This window comes from Streptomyces antarcticus (assembly GCF_026627255.1).
In the GTDB taxonomy this organism is placed as follows: Bacteria; Actinomycetota; Actinomycetes; order Streptomycetales; family Streptomycetaceae; genus Streptomyces; species Streptomyces antarcticus.
Window position 1 is genome coordinate 58,355 of sequence record NZ_JAPNLM010000022.1, and the last position, 20,299, is coordinate 78,653.

Consider the following 20,299-nt stretch of genomic DNA (forward strand, 5'->3'; position numbering starts at 1 on the left):
CCGGCGCGCACCGAACGCGGCCGTGGAACGACCCTGCGCCGCCGTTCGCCGTACGGCAGTCCGGCACACCGCACGGTCCCTCGAACGGCGGAACGTCCCGGCCGGTGGCCCGGGGGTCTCCCCGGGCCGGACGCGCACTCCCGCCCTCTCGTGCGGTGGGCGGCCGTCAGCGGAGCGAGGCGCCGTACACGTTGTCCACGGCGATCGTCACCAGCACCCTGCGGTCGGACACCATGACGGCCCGGTACTCGTCCCAGTCCGGGTGCTCGCCGGCGGCGAGGCGGTAGTAGTCCACCAGTGCCTGGACCTCGGGGCCGTGCGGGTCGGTGCCCGGCCCGACGAGCGTCACCGTGCCCTCGGCGGTGGCCCACGTCCAGCCGTCCGGACCGGTCACCTCCAGCGCGGCCCGCGGGTCGCGGCGCAGATTGGCGGTCTTGGCGGTCCCCTCGGTCGTCGACACCCGGATGACGCCGGCGGTCCGGTCGTACGACGGGAGGACGGGGGACAGCTGGGGGCGGCCGTCGGACTTGATCGTCGCGAGCACGCCGAGCCTGCTGTTCGCGAGCAACTCGTGCGGGTCGAAGGGGCTGCCGGTGGGGTGCGCCGTGCTCGCCGTGTTCGTCGTGTCTGCCATGTGGGCCTCAACCCGGGACCTGGCGCGGTGTATTCCGGTCCACCGGGAACCGATTGTGCGGAACCGATTCTGCTCCGGGTCGTTGAGGTGGTGGGTGCACCCGCCCGCTCCGGGTCTCCGTTCCCCGGAGCGGGTTCCGCGCCACACCCGGCCGGGTTCCGCGCCCACCCGCGCACCGGCACCCCGGACTTCGAGGACCCGCCGCACCCGACCCCTGTATCGCCCCCCGTATCGCCCCTCGTCAGAGCGGTACCGCGGCTCGCTCGTTCAGGTGACGCCCCTCCTCCCGCCCCGGCGAGGAGGAAGCCCGGTGCCAGGATGTGGCCCGAAGCACACGTGCGAGCGGTACGGGATCCGCCAGTGAACCGGGGAGGAGCCCCGCCGCGCGGAACAGGGGGGCGCGGCGGTGACCGACTCCGTAACGGATACCCGATCCCGGATCCTCGGCGCCATGCTGCTCGTGGCCGGCTGGCTCGTCATCGCCTGGGCGCTGACGGCGGCCCACGAGGCGGCCTCCGCCACGTACACGGGACGGCCGGTGTGCGACGGGAAACCGATGCGCCCGGGCGGCGCGTGCGTGAGCACCGGCTCGAACAGCGGCACGTACGAGGAGATCGTCCGGCGCGGGACCGCGAACGCGAAGGCGAACGCCTGGAACACCGTGGAGACGGCCGGGTTCGTCGGCGCGGGCCTGGTGTACGCCGGCGCGGCCACCGCAGGTACCGCCGGCCGGCTGCGGGAGCCGCTGCGCACCGGGCTCGTCCTCGGCGCCGGCACGGTACCGATGCTGGCCGTCGCCGCGGCCCTGTGGCCGCTCCAGGCCCGGGTGGAGGCGGCGTCACCCGTGCCGGTCGGCCTGCTGGGCGTCCCCGCGGCGGCCGTCACGGCGGCCCTGGTCGTCTTCGCGACGTCCGCCTACCTGGCGACCGTCTGGGGCGCCCCCCGGCGGGGCACGCTCCGCGCGGCCGGGGACGGGGTCGAGGCCCTGAGGAGAACGGCGTCCGCGGCCTTCGACCGGGGCGAGACTGACGACCCCTGGGCCGCCCGCCGGATCGCGGAACCGCTCCCGGCGCACTATCCACTGTTCGTCGTACGCGGCGTACAGGCCCTGGGAACCGTGGTGTTCGCGGCGTCCTGCCTGCTCGGGGCCGCACTCCGGACGCACTCCGCGGGCCCGCCCGGCTGGCTCCCGGCCCTCGGGGTGGGCGTCGGGGGCCTCCTCTTCACCGTCCACGGGGTGCGCTTCCCCCGCCGCGGCCCCGCCCCCGGCCCGGTCCGCTGGGGGTACGCGGCGGCCGCCCCGCTCCCGCTCGCCGCCGCGGTGGGCGAGCTGACGTCCTTCTCCGCGGTGACCTGGCCGGGCCTGCTGAACGTCGTGGCGTTCTCCGCCGCGTTCTGGACGCTCGCCTCGTGGTTCGGCACGACCCTGCCGAACCCGCCGGTCGCGGGCCGGATCGTGTACACGGTCCTGGGCGTGACGCAGGTCCAGGTCGCGGCCGTGGTGGCGTTCGGGGCGAGTACGTCCGCGTCCCCGGTGGCGCCCGAGGTCGCGGCGTACGTCACGTCCGTCGTCGTCCTCGCGTGGGTCTGCACGTCGTTCGACCGCGCGTCGAAGACCGAGGCCCTGGGCGCGGTGCCCCCGGCCGTGTCCGTCGCCTGCTCCGGCGCCTCGTCACTGCTGCTGGCCGCCACCGCCTACCGCGCCGCCGTCGCGGACGCGGGGTGGTTCGTCTGGGTAATCGCGGCGGGGTGCGCCCTGGTGAGCGTCGTCCACGCCTACGCGGCGGCCCGGGCGGCCGGGGCGGACCGGCGTACGCCGTCGAGCAGCGGCTGAGTACGCGCGACGGAGGGCGAGGGCCGGCAACCGTCTCAGCCCGCCGTCAGCCGCCGCGGCCCCTCAGCAGCCGCCGCAACCCGTCAGCCGCCGCCGCGGCCCCTCGACAGCCGTCGCCACCGGGTGGAAGCGACACGGCCCGGTGCAGAGGTCAGGCCCGGTCGAAGCGTTCCCCGCGCTCGACCCGGTCCCAGCCGACCGGGCCCGGCGGGCGGGGCACGGTCCTCCCCGCGCGCACCCACTCCCGCTCCAGCCGGTCGTAGATCGGAGAGTCGGACTCGGTCCAAGACACCCAGAGCGGTCGCGGTACCCCGGCCGTCTCCCGCGCTGCGAACATCGTCTCCTGCATGTCGGCCCAACGATTCCGCGCCCCGGGACGTGGCGGCACGTGACCGTTTCGTCATCACCCGGCCGCGCCGCACCGACCGCCACACCGGCGATCCGCGCCGGCCGCCCCGGGTGCCCGCCCGATGGGGGATCATTCAGGCGCCGGGACGCTCGCGGGAACGGGAAGGACACCGATGCCGACCACACCGGACGCCGGGGGGACCGTCCTCGGCGCGCTCGTCGCGAACGCCCCGGCCGACCAGCGCGGCGCGCTGTGGCGGCTGCGCGACCCCGGCCGCCAGCTCGACGCCAACGTGGTCCGGCTGCCACCCGGCGCCGAAGTCGCCCCCCACACCGAGGCCGACCTCGACGTCCTGCTCGTCGTCGTCGCGGGCGCCGGTCACCTCACCCTGGCCGGCACCGGCCGCGAGGTGAGCCCCGGGTCCCTCACCGTCCTGCCGCGCGGCGCTTCCCGCGCCTTCTCGGCGGGCCCGGACGGGCTGGTCTACCTCACCGCCCACCGGCGGCGCCCCGGAATGGCCATCGGACACCGTCCCCGGCCCGACGCCGCGGCGCCCTGCGCGCTGCACCTGGTCTGCGGACGGTGCCACCGCCACGCGATCGAAGCCGACGCGCGCTTCTGCAGCCGCTGCGGCACACCGCTGAAGCGCCGGACGCAGGGCGGCTGACCGGCCGCGACCGGGTGACGGCGGGCCGTCGGCCGGGTACAGCGCGCTCCCGCGTACGCCGGAGTGTCAACGGGGCGCCAACAGAATGCCTTCTTCGGCATCACCTGAGACTTGTGCTGTCCGGGTGGGCTGACGCGGGGCAGGAGAAGTGCCACGATGATCCATGCTTCAACAGAGTGCCGGGTCGGTGCGCGAGGAATGCGGCGCAGCGCGCCCTGGCAGCCCTACGCCACGAAGGGGCGGACACCACATGAGCGTTTCACCATTCGTATCGTCCTTAGGCGGCGGTCAGTTCGTGAGCGATGACGACAAGGTGCGGCTGTACTACAGCCGCAAGACCCAGGACATCCTGTACAAGTACGGTCCGGGTCCGCGCGTGCACTTCCACGTAGGGCTGTTCGCGGACGGCGCCCATCCGTACACCACCGTGGCCCAAGGCGCCCTCAAGCAGCGCATAGTCGAGTCGCAGGAGGCGATAGTCGAGCACGCCGCCCGCTCCTGGGGCGCGTACGAGAAGCCGCCCCGCCGGCTCCTGGACATCGGCTGCGGCCTCGGCGGCACCTCCCTCTACTGGGCGCAGGAACACGGCACTTCCGTCACCGGCCTCACCGTCGCCGCGGAACACGTGCCGATCGTCACCCGCTTCGCCGCGCAGGCGGGGGTCGGCGACCGCGTCACCCCCGTGCTGAGAGACGTGCACGACCTGGACGATACGCACGCGTACGACGCCGCCTACGCGAACGAGAGCAGCGGCTACACCGACCGCACCCGGCTCTTCGAAGTCGTCGCCCGGGCGCTCCGGCCCGGCGGGTGGTTCGGCATCCAGGAGCACTTCGTGGTGCGTCCCGAGCCCCGCGGGTTCATCGACGGCTACTACCGGACGCGGCTCGGGACGCGCGAGGAGTACCTGGCCGCCGCCGGGGCTGCCGGCTTCGAGCTGGAGCAGGACGAGGACGTCACCGACCGGGTGGCGGAGTTCTGGGTGCAGTCCATGGCGTGGAACACCGCCGAACTCGACCGCCTGCGCGCCGGTGCCCCGCCGTCGACCTGGACGGCGGAGCGGCTGGGGGAGTCGACGATCGTCCACAGCAAGCTGTTCCGGATCTGGCGCGAGCACGCCATGGAGACGCGGCTGCTGCGCTTCCGGATGGGAGGCTGAGGCATGAACGTCACGCAACGCCCCCGCCCGTCCCGCATAGGGTCGGAACTGCCCCCGTTCTACTGCCCCTTGGAGCGCGAACTCATCCACCCCGCGGCCAAGGAGGTGGAGGCCCGGGCGGTCGGGTGGCTGGACGCGTTCGGCCTCTACCCCGACCCGGTCGAGCGTGCCTGGGGGCTGGCCACGCACAGCGCCGACTTCTCCTGCCGGATCATTCCCCGGGGCGACGTCGAGGCCGTACTGCTGTTCACCGAGTGGAACTACTGGGCCAACGCGGTCGACGACTGGCAGGACTCCGGGGCCGCGGACGTGCGGACGGCCGCCGTCACCGACCACGGGGTGCGGCTTCTGCGGACCCTGGAGGACCCCGGAGCGAGCCTGCTGCCGGACGGTCCCGTGACCCGCGCGCTGGCGGACCTGGTGCGGCGGACGCACGCGATGCTGACCCCGTTCGAGCTCCGCGGATTCGTCGAGGGGACACGGGACTGGCTGCTCGGGGCCGCCTGGCAGGCGGCGCAGGCCGAGCGCGGGACGATGCCCGGGCTGAACGACTTCGTCGCCATGGGAGGGCTGGCGAACGGCACCCGCTTCTCCCTGACCTGGTCCGACGTCGCCGGCCGGGTCCGGCTGCCGGCGGACACGCTCTACGCACCGGCCCTGCGGGCCCTGACCGACGCGGCCGGCTTCGTCGTCAGCGCCGACAACGACCTGTTCTCGTACGACAAGGACGACCACCTCGAACCCCGGGAGGTGAACCTCGTCAACGTCATCGCCCATCAGGAGCGCTGCCCGCCCGCCGAGGCGGTCCCGCTCGCCGTGGCCCTGCGCGACCGGGTGATGGCGCTGTTCCTCAGACTGCGGGCCCGGCTCTCGGACGGGGCCGACGACCCCCTCGCCCGGCACCTGGAGGCGATGGGCCACTACGTGGCGGGCTGCATCGCCTGGCAGAGCCGGGCACCCCGGTACGCCAGCCCCCGCAACCGCCACGAACTCCCCGACCCCGGGGCGCGGTTCACGATCCGGTACGCCGACGAGCCCAGCCACGCCGGTACGGAGCCGCCGGCGCTGCCGGCCCTCGCCCGGTGGTGGCGGCAGGAGCACGCCTGAGGGACACCGCGGGCCCCGGGCCGGCACCGGCCCGGGGCCCGCGGGCCGGTCACCTCCGCGGAGGGCCGGTCAGCCCAGGCCGAGCAGGCGGCGCCACCAGCCGGCCCGGCGCCGGTGCTGGGCCGGCACGTGGACCGGGTCCGCCGGGGGCCGCGGCGGGACCGGCGCGTGCGCGGGATGACCGGCGGGCCGCTCCGGGTACGGGTACGGATGGTCGCCCCCCTCCTGGACGGTCCGGGGGGCGAACCGCACCGGCAGGGCCAGCAGGTGACGTGACATCAGAGTGCCGCGCCAGCGCAGATCACCCGCGGCGACGGCGAGCTGGAGGTCGGGCAGGCGGTCGAGCAGCACCTCGATCCCGGTGTCCGCGATGGCACGGCCGATGTCCTGGCCGGGGCACTCGTGCGGCCCGCTGCTGAAGGCGAGGTGCGAGCGGTTGCCGTGGACGGAGGCGGCGGGGTCGGGGCGGATCTGCGGGTCGGCGTTGCCCGCGGCCAGGCCCAGCAGGACCATGTCCCCGGCTTTGACCTGCTGTCCGCCGAGCAGGGTGTCCCCGGTGGCCCAGCGCCCGATGATCGTGTTGATCGGCGGGTCGTCCCACAGGACCTGCTCGAGCGCGTCCGGCAGCGTCAGATGGCCGCCGGAGAGGCTGGCGCGGAACCGCCGGTCGGTCAGCACGGTCCGCAGGGTGTTGGCGATCAGGTTGGCGGTGGTCTCGTACGCCGCGATCAGCACCACCCGCAGGTGCATGAGGACTTCGGTGTCGCTCAGGTTCGCGGGGTGATCCAGCAGCCAGGAAGCGAGGTCGCGGGCGGGCTGGGTCTTCCGCTCGGCGACCAGCTGCTCCAGGGTGGCGGTCACGTAGCGGTCGCTCTCCAGGGCCGTCTCGGTTCCCTGGAGCATGTCGCGCGCCGCGTTGACCAGCCGGGGCCCGTGCTCGTCGGGCGCTCCGACGAGCTGGGTCATCACCAGCATGGGGAGCTGGTCGGAGAAGGCGGACACCAGGTCGGCGTGCCCGTCGGCGGCGATCCGGTCGACGAGCTGGTTGGCGAACCGGGTCACGTAGCGGCGGATGCCGCGCTTGTCGAAGCGCTGGAGGGACTCCACGACGGCCCCGCGCAGCCGCTCGTGGACCGGACCGTCGGTGAAGTTGCACACCGGCACCCAGGTGACCATGGGACCCAGCGGCGTGTGGGCGGGTACCCGGCCCTCCTTCAGGTCGCGCCAGACCCGCGGGTCGCGGGCGAACCTCGAGGGGGTGCGGGCCACGTCCAGGTTCTCGCGGTGGCCGAGGACCAGCCAGGCCGGGAGGTCCCCGCTGACCAGGACGGGGGCCACCGGGCCGTGCTCGGCCCGCAGCCTCTCGTACAGGCCCATCGGATCGGCCTCCGCCTCCGGCCCGTGCAGCCGGTGCAGACCGCCCGCTGCCGCCGGGGCGTGGGCCGGGCACTGGGGCGGGGGGACGGGGTTGGTGCTCACATTGCCTCCGGGGTTGCTGCCTGGGAGTGCAGGTAGCGCATGAGGGTCAGCAGGACGTCGCGGGACGAGTCCCGTCGCCTGGCGTCGCAGACGAGGATCGGGACCGCGGCGGGGAGGTCGAGGGCCTGGCGCAGCTCCTCGATCGGGTGGTCGGGGGTGTCGGGGAAGGAGTTGACGGCCACGACGAAGGGCACGCCCCGCTCCTCGAGCCGCCCGATGACGTCGAAGCTGATCTCGAGCCTGCGGGTGTCGAGGAGCACGACCGCGCCGAGGGCGCCCTCGAACAGGCCGCGCCACAGGAACCAGAAGCGCTCCTGGCCGGGCGTGCCGAAGAGGTAGAGCACCAGTTCGTCGTTGATGCTGATGCGGCCGAAGTCCATGGCCACGGTCGTCGTGGTCTTGCGTGCCACGCCGCGCGTGTCGTCCACACCGACGCCCGCCTTCGTCATGGTCTCCTCGGTCGTCAGCGGTTTGATCTCGCTGACCGCACCGACCATGGTCGTCTTGCCGACGCCGAAGCCGCCCACGACGACGACCTTGACGGCTGCCGCCGCCGACTGGGGGAGTATGTCCTCGCTCCGGGGCCCGGCGGGCGCGTCAGAGCTTCTGTAGTCCATCGATCACTGCCTCGATCAGAGCAAGGTCGGGAAGTTGGGCGGCGGGCACGGGCGGGCGCACGAACACCCGCTTCTCGGTCAGCAGGTCGCTCACCAGCACGGTGACCGCGCTCACGGGGAGGCCCGCGTACGCGGAGATCTCGGCCACCGACAGCGGTGCCTGGCACATCCGCAGGATCGCGGCGTGCTCCGGCTGCATCTCGGGCCGGGCCGCCGCCTTGGCCACGACCAGGGTCACCAGATCGATGCGGGCGGCGGTGGTCGGTCCGCTGCGGCCGCCCGTGATGACGTAGAGCCGTTCGGGGCTGGCGTCCTCCCAGCTGGGCCGCGGTTGCCTCACGCGAGTTGCCCGTCATGTCGGGGCGGGCTGCTCAGGTGCTCTCCAATCCGGCTCACGAGGGCCCGCATCTGCGCCCCCATCAGACCGGCGTCGACGCCCTCGTCGGCGAGGACGGCCAGGTAGGAGCCGTCGCCCGCGGCCATGAGGTAGAAGAACCCGCCGTCCATCTCGATGACGACCAGGCGCATCCGGCCCCTGGAATGGGGCAGTTCCGCGGCCACCGCCCCGGCCAGGCTCTGCAGGCCCGCGCAGGCCGCCGCCAGGCGGTCGGCCGTGTCCGTCTCCGCTCCGAACTGCGCCACGCACAGGCCGTCGGCGGAGAGCACGATCACGTGCCGCGTCTGCGGCACTCCGGCGGCCAGGTCCTTGAGCATCCAGTCCATGCTGCTTCGCTGTGTCATCACTGCTTACGTCCCTTTGGTCGCTGTGCCCGACGGGTCCTCGCCGCCCTGGCCGGGCATCCCGGACAAACCGCTGTGGAAGGCCTCCAGCCACAGGCCGGGGGCCTCGTCCGGCGCGGTCCGCGGCGCCGCGGCGTACGGGATGTCGGGGGTGCTGGCACGGTCCTTCCGGCGTCGCTGCGGCAGGCCGCCCGGCGTCCGCTCGCTGACGTGCACGGTCTCTTCCTCGACGGCCGGCCGGGACCTGGCCGCCCCCGCGGCCGGTGCGCGTACCGCCGGGTGGTCGGCGGGGTGCTCCCGGGGTGCGGGGGCCGCCGCCCTCGGACCCGAGGAGGCACCGATGCCGTGGGCGAGACCGGTCGCGGCCGAGGTGCTGGTGATCAGGTCCTGCGGCACGATGAGCACCGCCCGGACGCCGCCGTACGCGGAGGAGCGCAGGGCGACCTGGAAGCCGTACGCCTGCGCCAGCCGGCCGACCACCGCGAGGCCGAGCCGGGGCGTCTCGCCCAGGTCGTTGAGGTCGATGCCGCTCTGGGCCTGGGCGAGCATCTGCTCGGCCCGCTTGCGGGCCTCCTCGCTCATGTTCACCCCGCCGTCCTCGATCTCCACGGCGATGCCGGACTGGACCTCGACGGCCGTCAGGTGCACCCGGGTGTGCGGCGGGGAGTAGCGGGTGGCGTTGTCCAGCAGCTCGGCCAGCGCGTGGATCAGCGGCTCCACCACGGGTCCCACGACGGCGACTTCGGAGACCGAGTGGAGCTCCACCCGCTGATAGTCGATGATCCTCGACATCGCCCCGCGCAGCACGCTGTACAGGGTCACCGCCCTGCTCCACTGACGGCCCGGGCGGGCCCCGCCCAGCACGGAGATGGAGTCGGCGAGCCGCCCGACGAGCGCGGTGCCGTGGTCCAGGCGCAGCAGGTCGCCGAACACGTCCGGATTCTGGCCGTGCCGGTCCTCCATCTCCCGCATCTCCTGCGCCTGCTGGTGGACGATCGCCTGCACCCGGCGCGCGATGTTCACGAAGGCCCGCTGCGCCGAGTCGCGCAGGTTCTCCTCGGCGTCGACCGCGTCGACGACCCGCGCGAGCACGCTCTGCAGGGCCGCTCTGAACTGCGGTGTCAGGGCCGGGTCGTTGCCCCACCGGTTGCCGTACCCGCCGCGCCCGCCCAGCGAGTTCAGCACCTCCTCGGGGAACTCGCCCGTGCGCAGCCGCTCGATGGCCTCGGGCAGCACCACCTCGGAGAGGTGCACGGTCTCGGCTTCCTGCCGGGACAGGGCGTGGTGGAGGGCGGCGACCTGGTCGCGCTGCGCCTCCATCGCGCGCCCGCGCCGCAGCGCCTCGCAGAGGGCCACGACGGTGCAGGCGGCCCCGATGGCGACCCAGGCGGTCCGGGACGCGCCCGACGAGGTGACGAGGGCACCGGCGAGGGAAGCGACGGCCACGGCCGCGATCGTGGGCAGCAGCCGGCTTATCCCTGTCTCCGAGCGGGTGGCTTTGCGTCGGAAGTTTTCTCGCGCCATCAAGTTCCTCGAACCGTCGAAAGAGGGGATTCCTATGACCGGTGGGCGAGCATAACGGCGTCCAACTCGGGTTTTCCGGACTTTCGTTGGAGTTCATCGGACCGAAGGAACGAATACGGGCCATTGTCGACACACGCACGAATTGCGGCCGCTGTACGCACGTGGGTGAGGTCGGAGAAAGCAAAGGCCCGCCGCGTTCCATTCGAACGCAAGAAGCTAATTCGAACGTAATCTTCGATCAATTCCGGCCGCAAGGCGGCCCCGCCGTCCGGCACGGGATGGTGCGCACCCGCACCGCGGGTGTGCATGCCGGGCCGGGCGGGCGGTTCCGGAGGGCCGGCAGCATGCCTTTCGAGCAGGTCTTCACCCACGCGTGGAAGCCCTCCCCGGAGGGGGCGGTACGGCCGTGCTCCTCGACGGGCCCGGCCCGGCGGGCGGCCGCAGGCCGCGCGCCGCCGGGTCCTAAGGGGTACCGGCCGACGGGAGCCGTACGACGAGGCGGGCGCCCCGGACCGCCGGCTCGGCGGTGACGGAACCGCCGTGGTGGGCGGCCAGGTCGCGGGCGATCGCCAGTCCCAGCCCGGCCCCGCCCTCGTCGCGGCTCCGCGCGTCGTCGAGACGGGTGAACCGTTCGAAGACCCGCTCCCGTTCGCCGGCGGGGATGCCCGGCCCGTCGTCGACGACGGCCAGAACGGCGGTCCGCCCCCGCGGGCCGCCGGCCGCGCGCAGCACGACGTCCACCCGCCCGTCGGCGAACCGCTGCGCGTTGTCGAGCAGGTTGGTGACGATCCGGGCCAGCCACAGTTCGTGGCCGGTGACCCGGACGCCCGGAGCGAGATCCGCGCGGACGCGCACCCGGTCGCCGGCCCGGGCCGCCACCGTGTCCCGGACCAGGACGGTCAGGTCCAGGGGGACGGCCGGGACGGGCTGGGCGGCGTCGATCCGGGCCAGGAGCAGCAGGTCGGCCGCCAGCCGCTGGAGCCGTTCGACGTCCTGGAGCGCGCCGCCGATCAGCTCGGGCCACAGCTCCGGGTCCCGGACGGCGAGAGCCACCTCCAGCTGCGTCCGCAGGACGGTGATGGGGCTGCGCAGTTCGTGGGAGGCGTCGGCGATGAACCGCCGCTGCCGGACCCCGGAGGCCTCCAGCCGGTCCAGGGTGGCGTTCATCGTCTCGGCCAGGCGGGCGACCTCGTCGCGCGTGTCCGGCACCGGAACCCGGCGGTGCAGGTCCCGGTCCGAGATCGCGGCGACCTCCGCGCGGATCTCCTCGACCGGACGCAGCGCCCGGCCGGTGACGCGCCAGGTGACGAGGGCGACGGTGGCGACGAGCAGGGGCAGGCCGAACGCCAGCGCGGCCGTGGTCGTGTCGTCGGCGGCGTCGACGTCGCGCAGCGAGGCTCCCGCGTAGACCATGACGAGCCCGTCGGGGGTGTCGACCACGACCTGGGCCACGCGTTGACGGTGCCCGTCCGCGAGCGGGGAGACGTTCCTCGTGCGCAGGCGGGTGCCCGGGCGGACCGCTCCGGCGGTGGCGAGCGCAGGAGCCCCGCGCATGTTGGCGCTGGACAGCAGGACGCGGCCGTCCGCGGACACCACCTGGAAGAAGTCGACGCCGGGGGCGGGGGGCCGGACCCGCCCGAGGTTGCCGACGGCCGCGAACCCGGCGACCGACTCGGCCTGCCGCCGCGCGTCGTCCTCCGCGTTGCGCAGCAGGTTCCGTTCGAGCAGCCCGACGAGGACGAACGAGGCCAGAGCCAGCGCCGCGGCCACCACGGCGGTGGCGCCGATGGTCGCGCGGGCCCGGACCGTGGTGGGCCACCAGCGTCGCCCGGCCGGCCGGGGGAGTGTGCGGCGCACCGCGCGGAGCCGCCCCGGGAGCGGGGCGAGGAGCGTACGGCGGGCCGTGGGGTGGTTGGGTCCGGTGGAGCTGACAGGGCTGACAGGGCTGACAGGGCCGGTGGGGCCGACTGGGCCGGCGGGGTCAGCCACCGTCGGCCGCCAGCCGGTATCCGGCGCCGCGCACGGTCTCCAGGGCACACCGGCCGAACGGAGCGTCTATCTTGCGGCGTACCGCGCTGACGTGGACCTCCACGACGTTGGGGTCCCCGTCGAAGGCGCTGTCCCACACCTGCTCCAGGATCTCCCGCTTGGGGACCACCTCGCCCGGCCGCCGGGCGAGGTACTCCAGGACGGCGAACTCCCGTGCCGTCAGCCTGATCTCCGTACCGGCGCGGGAGCAGAGGTGCCGGGCCGGATCGAGCGCGAGGTCGCCGAACTCCAGGACCTGGGGGCTCCGCCGTCCCGTACGGCGGCCGAGCGCACGGAGCCGGGCGACGAGGACCAGGTAGGAGAACGGTTTGGAGAGGAAGTCGTCGGCGCCCGTGTCCAGGGCCTCCGCCTCGTCGTACTCCCCGTCCTTCGCCGTGAGCATCAGGATCCCCGACTCGTTGCCCGCCGCGCGCAGGCGGGCACAGACCCGGTAGCCGTTCAGGCCCGGCAGCATGATGTCGAGCACGATCAGGTCGTAGGCGTGCTCGGTGGCCATCCACAGCCCCTGCGGGCCGTCGAACGCCACGTCGACGGAGAACCCCTCCGACTGCAGGCCCCGTTGCAGTGCCACGGCCAGCCGCCGTTCGTCCTCCACCACCAGTACGCGCATGCCGAACAGGGTCTCAGGCCCGGCCGCGGCCCGGCTGAAGGGGTCTTCAGGTGGCTTCAGGCGGGCTTCAGGAAAGGCTCCGCACGCTCTGCACGAACCGGGCGCGGTGCCCGGGTGTCCAGAGGAGTCACAGGTATGTCTGAGTCCGTGCCGTCGTCGGAGCAGCCCGAACGCGTTCCCGAGCCCACTCCCGGGCCCGTCCCCGGCAGCGCTCCCGAAACCGGTTCCCGGAGCCGTAAGCGGCTGGGCGGCCTGGTGCCCCGGCACCGGGGTGCCCGCTGGGCGGCGGCCGCGGCCGCCGTGGTGATCGTCGGCGGTGGCATCGCGGTGGTGGCGGTGGCCGCTGCCGACCGGCATCCCGACCGGCACCGCTCCGGCGCGTTCGAGTTCCGGGCCCGCGGCGAAGGCGGCGAAGGCGGCCGGCGCGGGGGAGCGGGTGCGGGGGAGTTCCGCGCGCGGGAGTTCCGCGCGGGCGAGCGGCTCGTACGGACGGAGCCGGGGGCGCCGGGGCCGCGCGAGGGGTCCGCCGACGCCGGTCCGCGACCGGTGTCGCCGAAGGGGGCGCCGGCCCCGCTGCCGTCGCTGGGCATCGGGGAGGCGGCGCAGAAGGCGGCGGGAGCGGTCAGCGGGGGCAAGGTGGAGAGCCTCCGGGTGGTCGGCCAGAAGGGCGGCGGCAGCGCGTGGTCGGCGGTGGTCCTCGGGCCCGACGGCGTCCGGCACGCCGTCACGGTGTCGGGTACGGACGGCACGGTCACCGGCAACACGGTCGTACCCGGCCGGTAGCGGCGGACGGGCCCTCGCGGGGACGGTGACCCGTGCGGCCGGTCACCCGTGCGGCCGGTCACCCGTGCGGCCGGTCCGCCCGTGCGGCCGGTCCGCCCGCGGAGGGCCGTCCGCCCGGTGACCATCACCGCGGCGCCCGCCCGGCCGGGATGCGACCGCGGCTCCGGAGGCATACGGATCCAGCGGGCCCCGGAGCGTCACGGCCCCGGTCCGGACCGTCCGGTGCACGGTGCGATGGGGGAGGGCACGTGGACAAGCAGGTGCCGGTAGGGGCAGGGGCGCTCGTCATGGGGCTGGTGGTGCTCGGGGGCAGCGGTTTCCTCGCACGCGAGGCAGCGGAACCCGACCACGTCTTCGGCCGGGCCAGCGCCGCGCATCCCGTGTTCGCCCGGGTGATGCCCTTGATCGCGGGCACCGTGATGACCCTGATGGGCGTCCTGGTGCTCACGGGGGTCCTCGGCGCCGGCTGAGGCGGCCCGGGGCTCCGTAGGCTCCGTTCGGCGGATCCGGGGGCGGTTCGGGGTCCGCGGCGCCCTGAGTGGATACGGATGGTGTGTCGCTCCGCGTTCGGCCACCTCGAGGGAGAATCCGATGAGCCGCATCAACCGACGTGACCTCGCGCTGCTGGCGCTGCGTGCCGGGACCGGGGCCGTGCTGATGGCGCACGGTACGCAGAAGCTGTTCGGGTGGTTCGGCGGCGGCGGCCTGGAGAAGACCGCGGCCGCGATGGAGCACATGGGCTTCACCCCCGGGCGGCACAGCGCCGTCGCCGCGGGCCTCGGGGAGGCCGGTGGCGGGGCGCTGCTGGTGCTCGGCCTGGCCACCCCGGCCGCCGGAGCCGCGGCGGCCGGGGCCATGGCGGGGGCGGTGGCGGTGCACGCCCCCGCCGGGTTCTTCGCCCAGGACGGCGGGTTCGAGTACCCCGCGTTCCTCGGGTTCACCGCGGCCGCCATCGGCCTCGCCGGCGCGGGCAGGTACTCCGTCGACCATGCCACCGGGCACACCTTCGACCGGTCCTGGATGCTCGCGCTGGCCTTCACCGGCAGCGCGCTGGCGGCCGCCGCGGTGGTCACCAAGCGCGCGCGGTCCGAGTCCGAGTCCGAGTCCGAAGGGACGGAGCCCGAGGTGGGGCACTGACCGTCCGGAGCCGGGGGCCGCGCGCTCAGGCCGCGGCGCCCGCTTCCCGCTTCAGGCGCCGTGCGAGGCGGTCGCGGTCGGTGTAGAGGTCGGACCCGGTCGGGACCAGCACCCCGTTGATCTCCATGGCCGGCGTGCCCCGGACGGGAGAACCGTCGAGCGCGGTGGCGGAGGACTCGACGAACCCCCGGTGCGCGGTGTCCCGTACCGCCGCGTCGAAAGCCGGGCCGCGCAGGCCGTCGACCATGCCGGCCAGGGTGAGCAGCCCCTCCTGCGTGATGCCACGGGGCCCGCGCACCTTGTCGTGGTAGCGGTAGAGCCGGTGGTGGTACTCGTCGAACCTGCCCTGGTCCAGGGCGGCGCGCAGCGCGTTGACGGCGAGCTTCGACCCGGGGCCGAGGAAGGACCCCAGCGTGAACTGGAGCTGCAGTCCACCGTTGCGGACCGCGCGCTTGAGGTAGGGCCCGGTGCCCTCCGTCTCGAACTCGGCGCAGGCCGGGCAGCTCGGGTCCTCGTACAGCCGCACTCTGAGGGCGGCGTTGGGGTCGCCGAGCACGATGGTGGTGCCGTCGGAGGACAGTGACTCCGCGGCCGAAGGCAGTCGGCCGCCGCCGGACGACACGCCCAGCGGACCGGTGTCGGCCCCCGGTTCGCCACACGCGCCGACGGCCGACGCCACCGTGATGGCCGCGGCGGCGGCCAGGAAGCCGCGTCTGGATCTGACCTGCATGGATGTACCCTCCCCTGGATCAACAGGGGAAGAGGTTACGCGGTCGGCCGACGCCCCACGCACCGGGTTTTCGGCGCCTCCCCGGGGGTCGGCCCCGGTGGCCGGCTCAGGCGGCCGGCGTCGGAATCCGGCCGCCGGGCAGCCGGACCGCCCGCGCCCGCAGCGATACGTGGGATCATCCGGCTGCGCCCGTGCCGGACCGGGCGCCCGGTCCGGCGGGGGAGGACGATGTCGCGACGGTGGCGACGGGTGGTGGCGGGCTGGGCGGCGCTCACGCTGGCGGGCGGCGCGTTCACGCTTTACCTGCACGAATGGGCGGGCGTCGCGACGCCCGCCGGCCCGGCGCGGGAGCGCGCTCCCGCGCCGGAGACCGACCCCGCATCCTGCCCGAGCGCGACCCCGGGCACGAACAGCACGCCGGGCACGAACAGCGGCCCCGCCCTGCTCGTGTGCGCCTACTGGGAACGGAGCTAGGGGGTGACGCCACCGCTCCGGGCCCGTCGCAGGGCCCGCCGCCGGGCAGTGATCCGCTACGGGGCGATCGGGAGCTGCCGCTTGTGCTCGGTGAGGCGGTAGCGGCGGACGATCTTGTCGAAGGCCTGCTCGGCGATCGGCTTGCCCTCCAGGAAGTCGTCGATGTCGTCGTACGTGACACCGAGCGCGTCCTCGTCGGCCTTGCCCGGGTCGAGGGTCTCCAGGTCCGCCGTGGGGACCTTCCACACCAGCTCCGCGGGCGCGCCCAGCGCGTCGGCGACGGCACGCACCCGGCGCTTGGTCAGTCCGGTCAGCGGGACCAGGTCGGCCGCGCCGTCGCCGAACTTCGTGAAGAAGCCGGAGACGGCCTCGGCCGCGTGATCGGTGCCGACGACCAGGCCGTCGTGCGCGCCGGCCACCGCGTACTGGGCGATCATGCGCTGGCGGGCCTTGATGTTGCCCTGGACGAAGTCCTGGTGCGCGGCGTCACGGAAGGCGGTGCCGCCGGCCAGGGAGGCGTCCAGGGCGGCGTCGCTCGCGGGCTTCACGTCGACCGTCAGCACCCGGTCCGCCTCGATGAAGCCGAGGGCGAGCTGGGCGTCCTTCTCGTCGGCCTGCACGCCGTAGGGCAGCCGCATGGCGTAGAAGGTCGCGTCGTGGCCGGCCGCGCGGGCCCGCTCCACGGCGAGCTGGCAGAGCCGTCCGGCGGTGGTGGAGTCCACACCGCCGCTGATCCCGAGCACCAGGGAGCGCAGGCCGGTGGAGGTCAGCCGCTCGGCCAGGAAGGCCGTCCGGCGCTCGATCTCGCGCTCGGCGTCGAAGGTCTGCGCCACCTGGAGTTCCCGGGCGATCTCCTGCTGCAGGGCGGTGGATGCCGGCCGGCTCACGGCTGCTCCTCGTGGTCGTTCGTCGATGGTGCGTGGTGCGCTGTCCCGTCGACCCTAGTCGAAGCCGCCGGCCCGGGACGGGCGGGTCCGCTGTCGCTGCCCGCCCGCCCCTCCGTCCCTCCACTTCGCGTACGCCGTGCCGGCCTCCCCGGTACGCGTGCCTCCTCAGGCTCCGGCCGCGATCAGCGAGGCGGCCAGCCGCATCCGTTCGTCGAGCTGCTTCCTCGCCCGGTCCAGCGTCTCGGCGTTCCGCTCGATCAGCTGCTTCTGGTAGGCGGTCTCGACCGTGTACCAGGTGCCCACCAGGTTGGTCCGCTGCTTGCAGGCCACGTCCTGCTTGGCGGTGGCGATGGCCTGGGCACCGCTCAGGTTGGTGTCGTTGATGCCGGGCGGCGGGTCCATCGGGTTGTCGGCGGTGTAGCCGTGCTCGGCCATGCACGCGCTCCATGCCCCGATCGCCTTGACGACCCGGCTGTCCTTGCGGGAGCGGGCGAACCCGTCGAAGCCGAAGGAGTGCGGGACCATGCTGTCCAGGGTGTCCGCGGTCGGCGCGTACAGCTTCAGGGCGCTCTCCCGCAGACAGCCGCCCGCCGGCACCTTCCGGCCGCCGACGACCGTGGTCGCCGCGTCCGACTTCTCCGCCTCGTCCTGGCTCATCGGCACCGGCTTCGACGGGTCCACCTCCAGTCCGTGCAGCACCAGTTGCTCGTTGGGGCCGAGGGCCTGCCCCGGCGGTTTCGGCGCGCCGGCCGTATCGGGGTTCTCGTACCCGAGCCGGGCCGCCGCGGCCGCGTCGGAGAGGCCGTACCGGCGGCTCTCGCCGTGCTTCTCCGCCGACGCGGCCTTGCGCCGCAGCTGGTAGCGGAAGCCGTAGCGCCGCATGCACTGGTCGACGAGTACGTCCTGCGCCTCGTCGAGCATGCCGAGCTGGCGGGCGTCCGGTACGTACGGGGCCAACGGGAAGGCGAGGGACCGGCTTTCGAGCAGCGCGGGCACGGCGCCGATCGCGGGTTCGGGCGGGGGGTCGTCGGCGTCTGACGCGGAGCATCCGGTCAGCAGGAGCGTCAGCGCGACCGCGGAAGCGGTCAGTACGAGAGGTGTGGGACGCGGCGGGAACATGGGGCTCCGATGCGGGGACGGCCGGAACACGGGCGCGGCCGCTCTGGCCGGCGCTTGCGGACGGAGCGGCCGACGCGCGTGGGGGGACTCGGTGAACGCGCGTGGACGGGCCTGGGGGGTGTCGTCGCAGTCGTTCCGTGCGCCTGGGGGGCGGGCCGTGCGTGCCAGGCGCCGCACGGCAGGAGCGAGTGTGACGACACCCCTAGTTGAAGTAGGCGGACGATATCGAGTTGGTGAAGGTCGCGTTCGTGTTGCCCCGGGCGCCGGCGGCGATGGTGGCGCCGTAGCCGCCGCCCTTCCAGTCCGTGTGTATGTTCCACGAGTAGATGTCCCGGTTCGAGTAGGACTCCGTCCAGTCGTTCGTCAACTGGTACGCGCAGCTCTGCGAACCCTTGAAGAAGTCGTCCGCGAAGTTGCTGTCCGAGACGTTGAGGTCCAGGACCGAGTTCTGCTGGTTCTGGTAGCAGAACAAGCCGAACTCCCCACTGGTGAGCCAGCCGTCCTTGTCGGCGGCCGAGGCGGAGCCGGCGCCGGCGCCGAGGGTGGCGAGGAGCAGGCCGGCGGCCGCGACGGTGCGCAGGGAGCTGCGGAGCTTCATCAGTCATGCCTTTCGGTCGAACTGTCACGATGTCGATGGGCGGAACGTCCGGCCGCCGACGGCCGGGATCTGACCGCGAAGAAGTGGATCACGCCTGCACCGGACCCGCAACTGTCCCTGAGCCCAGGGGCATTGATTCAGCCGGACCCCGGCGTCGGGCGTCGGGAGGGCGCGGGGCCGCTCGTACCGGGGCGGCGGCCCCAGGCGGTGATCATTCCGGGTGACAGGTCGGCGCAGTCCGGCGAGTCGAGGTACCGGACCGCCTCGTCGATCGCCGCGCCGTCCACCAGACCCGTCGAGGTCATCGCCTTGGCCGCACGGTTCCAGGTCCCGGCCCAGAACCGGCTGATGGGGCTGCCGGGGGTGAGGGGCGGGACGTGGATCTCCGCGGCCACCGAGTCGAGCCCCGCGGTGCGCAGCAGTTGCGGGTACCGGGGTGTCCAGGAGACGTCGGTGCCGATGGTCTCGCGCAGGCCCCGCCACATCGCCCCCATGGCCCGGGTGTACGGGGTCGCGGGCGCGATGGCGCTGGTCAGGTCGATGGCGTCACTGAGGACGAGCACTCCGCCGGGCAGGAGGAGCTCGCTGAAGGCGTTGATCAGGTGCTGCCGTGCGGGCAGGTGCATCAGGACGAAGCGGGCGTGGACCAGGTGGAACCGGCCGGGATCGAACCCCGGGTCGCAGACGTCCGCCTCCAGGGCGTCGAGTCCCGGCTCGGGGCGCGAGGCGAGGAAGCGGACGTCGCGGTCGACGGCCAGCACGCTCGCGACGCCCGCCTCGCGCAGCAGCCGCCGGGCGACGCTCCCGGTTCCCGCTCCCAGATCGAGGCAGGTCCAGCCGGGGCCGGCGCCCAGGCCGCGCAGCCGGGCGAGCGTCACGTCGTCGTAGGCGAGCGCGCCGAGGTCGATCCGCTCGTCCTCCCCCGCCTGGCCGGGCGGGAACACCGCCGTGCCGTAGTGGCCGGGGGCCGAGGTCTCTGGGCGGGTTCCGCCGCCGTTCGGGGCGTGTGCGCACATGGATCGGTCACCGCTTCCCAGGGCTGTGCGGACCGGTGCGAGCGGTGGAAGCGCGGTGTTACGCCGTCGTGGGGAGCAGGGTCACCGCCCGCGGTGCCCGCGCTTTCAGTATGGCCGGGAGGCGGCCGGGCGACGACCGCTGCCCGTACGGGGGCGGGAGGGGCCCCGTGGCCGGGCCGTCCGTGGCCGGGCGGGTCACGGCCGGGCCGTCCTTGGCCGGGCCGGGCCGGCGGGACGCGGGCCCCGCGGTCCGCCGGACGGGTTGCGGCGGACGCCCGCTCCGCGTTTCGGCGGCCGCGCGGAACGCGGGCTGGTGTGGAGTGGGCGGGCTGACCCAGGGCCCCGACCGTCCCGACGGCGGACACAGCGGGCGGCTCCCCGCCCTCCATGACGCCGTCATACGGCCCGAGGGCCCGGGAGGCGGCGCTGCGGGCCGTGGACCCCGATACCTACCGGCGGGAGCCGACACGTGCTGGAACGCAAGCTGCGCAAGGACCACACCGAGGTCACCTTCGTCCTTCCCGCCGACTCCCCGCCCGGACCGGTGAGCGTGGTGGGCGACTTCAACGGGTGGCAGCCCGGTGCGCACACGCTGGTGCCCCGCAAGGACGGGAAGCGTGCCGTCACGGTCGCCCTGCCCAGCAAGACCGCCCATGCCTTCCGGTACCTGGCGGCGGGCGACTACTGGTTCAACGACGAGAGCGCCGGGGACCGGGAGGGCTCCAACAGCCGCCTCCACACCTGAGCCCGCACTGACCGCGGGCGTCCCGGGCCGGCCCCGGGAG

General features: G+C 74.2%; 23 protein-coding genes. 9 read left to right on the forward strand and 14 right to left on the reverse strand.

The window, feature by feature from the left end:
• Nucleotides 1–166: 166 nt before the first annotated feature.
• A complete protein-coding gene (locus OTB16_RS28205; protein WP_267723614.1) occupies nt 167–634 on the reverse strand; it encodes a PPOX class F420-dependent oxidoreductase in 468 nt (155 codons plus the stop codon).
• A gap of 406 nt (nt 635–1,040) precedes the next feature.
• On the opposite strand from OTB16_RS28205, the gene OTB16_RS28210 reads away from it, so the two are divergent.
• A complete protein-coding gene (locus tag OTB16_RS28210) occupies nt 1,041–2,468 on the forward strand; it encodes a hypothetical protein (protein ID WP_267723615.1) in 1,428 nt (475 codons plus the stop codon).
• Nucleotides 2,469–2,619: 151 nt separating this feature from the next.
• Here OTB16_RS28210 and OTB16_RS28215 read toward each other — a convergent pair whose 3' ends face one another.
• Complete coding sequence (locus OTB16_RS28215; protein ID WP_267723616.1) at nt 2,620–2,817, reverse strand: hypothetical protein; 198 nt, start codon at nt 2,815–2,817, stop codon at nt 2,620–2,622.
• Between the two features lie 172 nt (nt 2,818–2,989).
• On the opposite strand from OTB16_RS28215, the gene OTB16_RS28220 reads away from it, so the two are divergent.
• The 3 genes from OTB16_RS28220 (at nt 2,990) to OTB16_RS28230 (ending at nt 5,750) form a co-directional block, all read left to right on the forward strand.
• On the forward strand, nt 2,990–3,484 hold the full coding sequence (locus OTB16_RS28220) for a hypothetical protein (RefSeq protein ID WP_267723617.1): 495 nt from the start codon (nt 2,990–2,992) through the stop codon (nt 3,482–3,484).
• A gap of 295 nt (nt 3,485–3,779) precedes the next feature.
• Nucleotides 3,780–4,643, forward strand: a complete 864-nt coding sequence (locus OTB16_RS28225; RefSeq protein WP_267723618.1) for an SAM-dependent methyltransferase — start codon at nt 3,780–3,782, stop codon at nt 4,641–4,643.
• A gap of 3 nt (nt 4,644–4,646) precedes the next feature.
• Entirely contained in the window at nt 4,647–5,750 is a 1,104-nt protein-coding gene (locus OTB16_RS28230; RefSeq protein ID WP_267723619.1) for a terpene synthase family protein, read from the forward strand.
• 69 nt (nt 5,751–5,819) lie between these two features.
• On the opposite strand, the gene OTB16_RS28235 is transcribed toward OTB16_RS28230, so the two are convergent.
• The 7 genes from OTB16_RS28235 to OTB16_RS28265 all read right to left on the reverse strand — a co-directional run bounded on the left by OTB16_RS28235 (nt 5,820) and on the right by OTB16_RS28265 (nt 12,770).
• On the reverse strand, nt 5,820–7,229 hold the full coding sequence (locus OTB16_RS28235) for a cytochrome P450 (protein ID WP_267723620.1): 1,410 nt from the start codon (nt 7,227–7,229) through the stop codon (nt 5,820–5,822).
• Nucleotides 7,226–7,846 carry a GTP-binding protein gene (locus OTB16_RS28240; protein WP_267723621.1) on the reverse strand — a complete coding sequence of 207 codons (621 nt, stop codon included), beginning with the start codon at nt 7,844–7,846 and terminating at the stop codon, nt 7,226–7,228. The genes OTB16_RS28235 and OTB16_RS28240 overlap by 4 nt, the downstream gene beginning before the upstream one ends.
• Complete coding sequence (locus OTB16_RS28245; RefSeq protein ID WP_267723622.1) at nt 7,827–8,186, reverse strand: DUF742 domain-containing protein; 360 nt, start codon at nt 8,184–8,186, stop codon at nt 7,827–7,829. Before OTB16_RS28245 ends, OTB16_RS28240 begins: the two co-directional genes overlap by 20 nt.
• Complete coding sequence (locus tag OTB16_RS28250) at nt 8,183–8,587, reverse strand: roadblock/LC7 domain-containing protein (RefSeq protein WP_267723623.1); 405 nt, start codon at nt 8,585–8,587, stop codon at nt 8,183–8,185. Before OTB16_RS28250 ends, OTB16_RS28245 begins: the two co-directional genes overlap by 4 nt.
• Before the next feature lie 6 nt (nt 8,588–8,593).
• Nucleotides 8,594–10,111: a sensor histidine kinase gene (locus OTB16_RS28255; RefSeq protein ID WP_267723624.1), complete on the reverse strand. Its 1,518-nt coding sequence runs from the start codon at nt 10,109–10,111 to the stop codon at nt 8,594–8,596.
• A 462-nt stretch (nt 10,112–10,573) separates the two neighbouring features.
• On the reverse strand, nt 10,574–11,968 hold the full coding sequence (locus OTB16_RS28260) for a sensor histidine kinase (RefSeq protein ID WP_267723625.1): 1,395 nt from the start codon (nt 11,966–11,968) through the stop codon (nt 10,574–10,576).
• 124 nt (nt 11,969–12,092) lie between these two features.
• Entirely contained in the window at nt 12,093–12,770 is a 678-nt protein-coding gene (locus OTB16_RS28265) for a response regulator transcription factor (protein WP_267723626.1), read from the reverse strand.
• Between the two features lie 135 nt (nt 12,771–12,905).
• Here OTB16_RS28265 and OTB16_RS28270 point away from each other — a divergent pair, with 135 nt between their 5' ends.
• The 3 genes from OTB16_RS28270 (at nt 12,906) to OTB16_RS28280 (ending at nt 14,690) form a co-directional block, all read left to right on the forward strand.
• Nucleotides 12,906–13,553: a hypothetical protein gene (locus OTB16_RS28270; protein ID WP_267723627.1), complete on the forward strand. Its 648-nt coding sequence runs from the start codon at nt 12,906–12,908 to the stop codon at nt 13,551–13,553.
• A 248-nt stretch (nt 13,554–13,801) separates the two neighbouring features.
• Nucleotides 13,802–14,023: a hypothetical protein gene (locus OTB16_RS28275; protein WP_267723628.1), complete on the forward strand. Its 222-nt coding sequence runs from the start codon at nt 13,802–13,804 to the stop codon at nt 14,021–14,023.
• Between the two features lie 121 nt (nt 14,024–14,144).
• Nucleotides 14,145–14,690 carry a DoxX family membrane protein gene (locus tag OTB16_RS28280; RefSeq protein ID WP_267723629.1) on the forward strand — a complete coding sequence of 182 codons (546 nt, stop codon included), beginning with the start codon at nt 14,145–14,147 and terminating at the stop codon, nt 14,688–14,690.
• Nucleotides 14,691–14,715: 25 nt separating this feature from the next.
• On the opposite strand, the gene OTB16_RS28285 is transcribed toward OTB16_RS28280, so the two are convergent.
• Nucleotides 14,716–15,420 (reverse strand): DsbA family protein, encoded by a 705-nt coding sequence (locus tag OTB16_RS28285; protein WP_267723630.1) that lies wholly within the window; start codon nt 15,418–15,420, stop codon nt 14,716–14,718.
• A 228-nt stretch (nt 15,421–15,648) separates the two neighbouring features.
• Between OTB16_RS28285 and OTB16_RS28290 the strand changes: the two genes are divergently transcribed.
• The gene (locus tag OTB16_RS28290) at nt 15,649–15,894 is read left to right on the forward strand and encodes a hypothetical protein (protein WP_267723631.1); all 246 of its coding nucleotides are present in this window, start codon (nt 15,649–15,651) and stop codon (nt 15,892–15,894) included.
• A 56-nt stretch (nt 15,895–15,950) separates the two neighbouring features.
• Here OTB16_RS28290 and nadE read toward each other — a convergent pair whose 3' ends face one another.
• The 4 genes from nadE to OTB16_RS28310 all read right to left on the reverse strand — a co-directional run bounded on the left by nadE (nt 15,951) and on the right by OTB16_RS28310 (nt 19,514).
• Complete coding sequence (gene nadE, locus OTB16_RS28295; RefSeq protein ID WP_267723632.1) at nt 15,951–16,781, reverse strand: ammonia-dependent NAD(+) synthetase; 831 nt, start codon at nt 16,779–16,781, stop codon at nt 15,951–15,953.
• 165 nt (nt 16,782–16,946) lie between these two features.
• Nucleotides 16,947–17,900: a hypothetical protein gene (locus tag OTB16_RS28300; protein ID WP_267723633.1), complete on the reverse strand. Its 954-nt coding sequence runs from the start codon at nt 17,898–17,900 to the stop codon at nt 16,947–16,949.
• 202 nt (nt 17,901–18,102) lie between these two features.
• The gene (locus OTB16_RS28305) at nt 18,103–18,498 is read right to left on the reverse strand and encodes a hypothetical protein (protein ID WP_267723634.1); all 396 of its coding nucleotides are present in this window, start codon (nt 18,496–18,498) and stop codon (nt 18,103–18,105) included.
• A 137-nt stretch (nt 18,499–18,635) separates the two neighbouring features.
• Nucleotides 18,636–19,514, reverse strand: a complete 879-nt coding sequence (locus OTB16_RS28310; protein WP_267723635.1) for a class I SAM-dependent methyltransferase — start codon at nt 19,512–19,514, stop codon at nt 18,636–18,638.
• Nucleotides 19,515–19,983: 469 nt separating this feature from the next.
• On the opposite strand from OTB16_RS28310, the gene OTB16_RS28315 reads away from it, so the two are divergent.
• On the forward strand, nt 19,984–20,259 hold the full coding sequence (locus OTB16_RS28315; RefSeq protein ID WP_267723636.1) for an isoamylase early set domain-containing protein: 276 nt from the start codon (nt 19,984–19,986) through the stop codon (nt 20,257–20,259).
• Nucleotides 20,260–20,299: the final 40 nt, after the last annotated feature.